Genomic DNA, 4,746 nt, shown 5'->3' on the forward strand with positions numbered 1-4,746 from the left:
TCAGTTCTCAAAACGTTAATTTTTATTATCGTTCTCAAGACTCTTTTCACATTGGTGGAAGGGGTCTTTTTTATGTTTGAAAAGCGGTGCTACATTTTAACTTTCAGAATAAATTGTCAGTGAAAAAGTAGGGAGATTTTTTGGTGGTGTTACAGCTGATTTAGTAACAATTGGAGCTGGAGTAAAAGTCGGAGCAGCAATTGGAAGTGTTGGAGGGCCAGTTGGAATCATTATAGGTGGTTCTGTTGGAGCTCTTGCAGGTGCTATTGTAAGTTCTAAAGTAGGAAATATTGCAAAAACATTGGAGGGAAAATTGGAAAAGAGTTTGGGAAAACTGCGAGAAAAATAGGTGGAGAAATAAAATAATCTATTAGTAGTTGGTTTAACTAGGTAAACTAATAAATATATTTGTTTTAAAGGGGATAAGAGAATTGGGTGCGGAAATCTTAGATTTTATTAAAGTATTGCTAGGATGTTTATTGGCCTTGCAGGGGGTTTCTATATTTGTATTTTTAATTTCAGAATGGATAATGGTTGATTTTTACAGATTGGGTACATTTGAAAATCCAGAATCAATATTCGATAGGATTCCAGACTTGTGTATGAAGTTTATATTAGGAATGGGCTATTACTTTTATAATAAGTATAGAAAATATAACTGGTTTATAAGAAAGCTTTTAATGTTAATCACACTTATTGTTTATAGTTTTTTAGCTATAATTCTTTATTACCTTATCACTATTCCAATGGATAATATATATAATATATTGTTTAGCTAATATCTAATTAATGTTAGTACAATTTAGAAGTATACAGTGCTAGAAGTATTTAAGTCTTTATTCGCGTTTTATTTGGGAATACAATGGATTTCCGTATTATTGTTTTTAGTAACAGAATGGGCAATTTTTATTTAAATAGTAAGTTTAGTAAATATAATTGGGGTATGGCAACGATTCTGGGTTTCAGGGGCCACTATGGGAGTAAATACCATTTAATCAATTTTGATAAGTGTATTTGAGAAGCTTTAAAGCCTTGAAAATTAAATAAATCATTATCTTTTCAATAGGGTGCACTCATTTGATAACTCTAAAGAAACAATGAATATTAAGCAAAATCCCGTTTATAGTTAGTGTTTTAGATGTGGCGCCTCATTCCTCGAAGGTAATATCTATAGGTATTAATATTTAGGAATATTTACTCAATAATTATAAATGTAGATGGTAAAGATTGTATGGATGCTGTTTTTTTTGTATTCTTAACGGTAGTAGTTATCGTTTTAATGACAATCCAAACATCCTCCTCCCAACCCTTTATACAAATATAATGTTGGGATGTTTCTTGTGCCAATTAATAGATGCTCAAGTGGAGTGCTCGTATTTTTCCATAAATGCAAATAAATATCGCATATTATTGTAAAGTTCTATTTATAAGATTGATTTTTGAACTGTGATTAAAAAAGAAAGGATGAAGCGGCTTTGAATCAAGAAATGAAAGTCCGTTATGGAGAGGTTGAGAATGCGGTCTCCAAAATAGAAAGTAAGGCAGAAGCGTTTGAGACATCTTTAATGAAAGAGCTTGCTAGTGGAAATGAGCTATCTGTTGTCAGCAAGCTTAATGAATTAAATCATATGCTCGAAGAAATTGGCAGTACCTATAAAAAGGTACTAAGCGAAAACAATCAAGCTGTTACAAGAACATTAGAAGAATTAAAAGAGATTGATCATAATATTTCATCTTCAATCAAGGCGCGTTAGGAGGTCATGTTTAATCAATGAAAACATTGGATTCTCAATCTTTACATAATGGTATTGACCAATTGCAAAAAAAAATTGAAACACAAATCAATCAGCTAAAACAATTAGAGAATAGCATTGATTCCTTTTCAAACCTCGAAAATTCTTTTAGCGGAACTGGCGGAAAAGCTATCCGTTCCTTTTATGAAGACTGGCATCTCCCTTTTCTATCATTTTATTATTATACATTAACCGATTATGAGCGAGTCCTAACTAGTATAAAAAAGGCTTCAAAGTCCTTAGAATCAAATTCAAACGGTTTTATTCGTCAAAGCTTTCTAGAAGGCGAACTAACGACTGGCTTACATAAACTGAAGTCAATTACTACAGGCCTTGTTGACGAAGCAAATGATACCTTAGAGGGTGTGAGTGATATTGTTTATGTCCCTAGGCTAAGCGATCAATCATTCCACAGCCATGTACAAAGAGCCAATCGAAGAATTGAAGAAACAATAGAAGATTTAAATGTCTTCGACAGAACTGAAACAAATGAATTAGACAGCGTAGCGCAGGACTTGCAGCTTATGAAAAGCTATATAACTGAAATACAAGGAATGTTTAAAAGCGGGGGACTCAGCATTGAAAACTACAATGCTGATCAGCTAAAAGAGAAGCCGGATTTTCAGGCATTGAAAAGTAATTTAGCTGAAAGAGAACTGGTGAATATAGGCAATATGTTTACCAATCCTTTTGACTATATCAATCAAAAAATGAGTTTTGGGGATATGTTATTAGCCGGATATCAATCCTCTATGGCGATAGCAACATTAGCTTTTTCAAGGAAGCTAAATGTACATTATTTTCGCAGTAAACCAACCCTATGGAATAAAATACGTGGGAAGTATGAATTCTCAGTTAGAATGGATCCATCATGGACAAGTAAAGGAAAGCATAGCTCAAAAATGGCGAAAAAGCTGCTTGATTTTTCAAGAGCCCCCATGCCTTCAAACCCAGTAATGCGGAGCTTGCAAAAGTTCGTAAAGTCGTATAACAGCCCGTCCCACTTATTTAAACATGTCGCTGGATTCCCGAAAAACTTTGATAAAATTTCTGGCAAGGATTTTATGAAGGGTAACCAGGTAAGGATGGCAGCTGGGACGAAGGAAGTATTAGGTAAAAGCATAACTAATAGTGGTTTTGCAAAGGTTGGAGCAAGGATACCTGGGATAGGTACGGGGATATCTATTGCTGCTAACTTTGGAGAAATTTTCACACCTGAAAATATGGACAAATCGTATTCTGAAAGGGCAGGTAGGTTTATTGGTGGTCTTTCAGCGGATTTAGTGGCTATAGGGGCAGGAGCAAAAGTTGGAGCGACAATAGGAAGTGTTGGGGGACCTGTTGGAATAATTATAGGTGGTTCTGTAGGAGCTCTCGCTGGTGGAGTTTTAAGTTCAAAAATTGGAGACATAGCTAAAGACTTTGGTGAAAAAGTTGGTAAAGAAGTCGAAGAAAAAATTAATAATATTAGTTCCACAATTACAGAGGCAGGGGGTAATTTAGCAAAGTCCATTAGTAGTTGGTTCAATTAATATTAAATTTTACGGTTTTGAAGGAGCATAAGAAATGGATGCAGAAATTTTAGAGTTACTTAAATTGGTTTTAATGGCCATCTTATCCCTACAAGTAGTTTCAATTTTAGTATTTTTAGTAGCGGAATGGGCAATGGTTGACTTCTACAAGATGGGGACTTTTGAAAATCCAAAATCAATATTTGAAAAAATTCCAGATTTCATTATGAAATTCACTTTTGGTATGGGGTTTTATTTATATAATAAGTTTAGTAAATATAATTGGCTTGTTAGAAAGTTATTCATGTTAATTGCGTTAATTTTTTATGGAATTATTGCAATTATAATTTTTAATCTTATTACAATGTTATTAGATTTAATTTTTACATAATAAGGAATGTGCAGTAATGCCAATACTGTTAAAGACATAAGGAAGTGAAAAAGATGAATCATTTACTAACTTGTACCACTGAGGAACTTGCGTTGATGGTTAGTGTTACAGGGTATCACAGTATTGCCAAGGGTATTGCTGAGGCCTCGGTTGGAAGCAAGTCTGAAAAAGAATGGACAGCGATTATGGAAGCTACTGTTCATCAACTTATTATGAAGCAAATGTGGGATGAGGAGCGGTTAGAAGAAAGTGAAACGCCATTGACTCACGAAACGACCCAATTTATTAAAAAGTACGTGGAGTCTAAGCGAATGATTCGCTGTTCAAATACACCTCAACAATCAGTCCTTATGCTTCATCATTATAATGATGAAGATTGGCTGCTTCATCTGATTGATCGGGATATTATTCATGAATTTTCGATTATCCCATCTTCAGGAATAAAGAATATCATAAAGGATTATTATGGGATTTCATTTGAATTGTATGGTGGAAGCCACAATTTCTCATTAACTGATAAAGCATTTGATTTGCTGAGTAATCCGAAGAAGGTTGATAAAGTTCGTAAAAGTTCAAATTTTACCGAGAGTGAAGAAGTAAGCTTCAATCTGTTTTTAGAAGACTTACAAACATTTGATTGGACATTATTTAATATATCAAACTTTGCCATTGTTACTTTAGAGGATGAAATGTACTTAGAAAATATACTTTTCTTCCTCCCGTCCAAACGAGGCATATGGATTTCCGAATATACGGAAGACCCAAAAACCCCTGTAACTATTTATCTTGCGGATAATGTAGAATGGGAATCAACTTTATCTGGTATTGGTGATTGGGTAAGATATCAAGTTGGAAGTTAAATACAGCTGAATTTGTAGATTTAAAGGCTCTTTTTACCCTGTAAAGAAGAGTCTTTTGTTATGGGGTGAAGAGTCTGTAATATTAATTGTATACACCGAAAAAGTCTCCAGTGAATAAGGAGAATTTATTCCCATGAAGCGAGAGAAAACCGGAGCTTCCGGTGGATAAACTGAATTTATTCCCATGAAGC

At 34.0% G+C, this 4,746-nt stretch carries 5 protein-coding genes; all 5 read left to right on the forward strand.

Annotation, left to right across the window (positions count from 1 at the left end):
• Positions 1-431: 431 nt before the first annotated feature.
• Entirely contained in the window at positions 432-779 is a 348-nt protein-coding gene (locus CWS20_RS26805) for a hypothetical protein (protein ID WP_066192342.1), read from the forward strand.
• A gap of 696 nt (positions 780-1,475) precedes the next feature.
• Positions 1,476-1,754: a DUF5344 family protein gene (locus CWS20_RS26810; RefSeq protein WP_066192344.1), complete on the forward strand. Its 279-nt coding sequence runs from the start codon at positions 1,476-1,478 to the stop codon at positions 1,752-1,754.
• Positions 1,755-1,771: 17 nt separating this feature from the next.
• Entirely contained in the window at positions 1,772-3,325 is a 1,554-nt protein-coding gene (locus CWS20_RS26815; protein ID WP_066192346.1) for a ribonuclease YeeF family protein, read from the forward strand.
• A 34-nt stretch (positions 3,326-3,359) separates the two neighbouring features.
• Positions 3,360-3,695 (forward strand): hypothetical protein, encoded by a 336-nt coding sequence (locus CWS20_RS26820; RefSeq protein WP_066192350.1) that lies wholly within the window; start codon positions 3,360-3,362, stop codon positions 3,693-3,695.
• A gap of 53 nt (positions 3,696-3,748) precedes the next feature.
• Positions 3,749-4,555, forward strand: a complete 807-nt coding sequence (locus tag CWS20_RS26825) for a YfjC family protein (RefSeq protein ID WP_066192352.1) — start codon at positions 3,749-3,751, stop codon at positions 4,553-4,555.
• The last annotated feature ends 191 nt before the right edge of the window (positions 4,556-4,746 follow it).

The organism is Cytobacillus horneckiae (genome assembly GCF_002835735.1).
Taxonomy (GTDB): Bacteria; Bacillota; Bacilli; order Bacillales; family Cytobacillaceae; genus Cytobacillus; species Cytobacillus horneckiae.

Coding starts and splice junctions, on each gene's coding strand:
- CWS20_RS26815 (WP_066192346.1), top strand. CDS start 1,772: ATGAAAACATTGGATTCTCAATCTTTACATAATGGTATTGACCAATTG.
- CWS20_RS26820 (WP_066192350.1), top strand. CDS start 3,360: ATGGATGCAGAAATTTTAGAGTTACTTAAATTGGTTTTAATGGCCATC.
- CWS20_RS26825 (WP_066192352.1), top strand. CDS start 3,749: ATGAATCATTTACTAACTTGTACCACTGAGGAACTTGCGTTGATGGTT.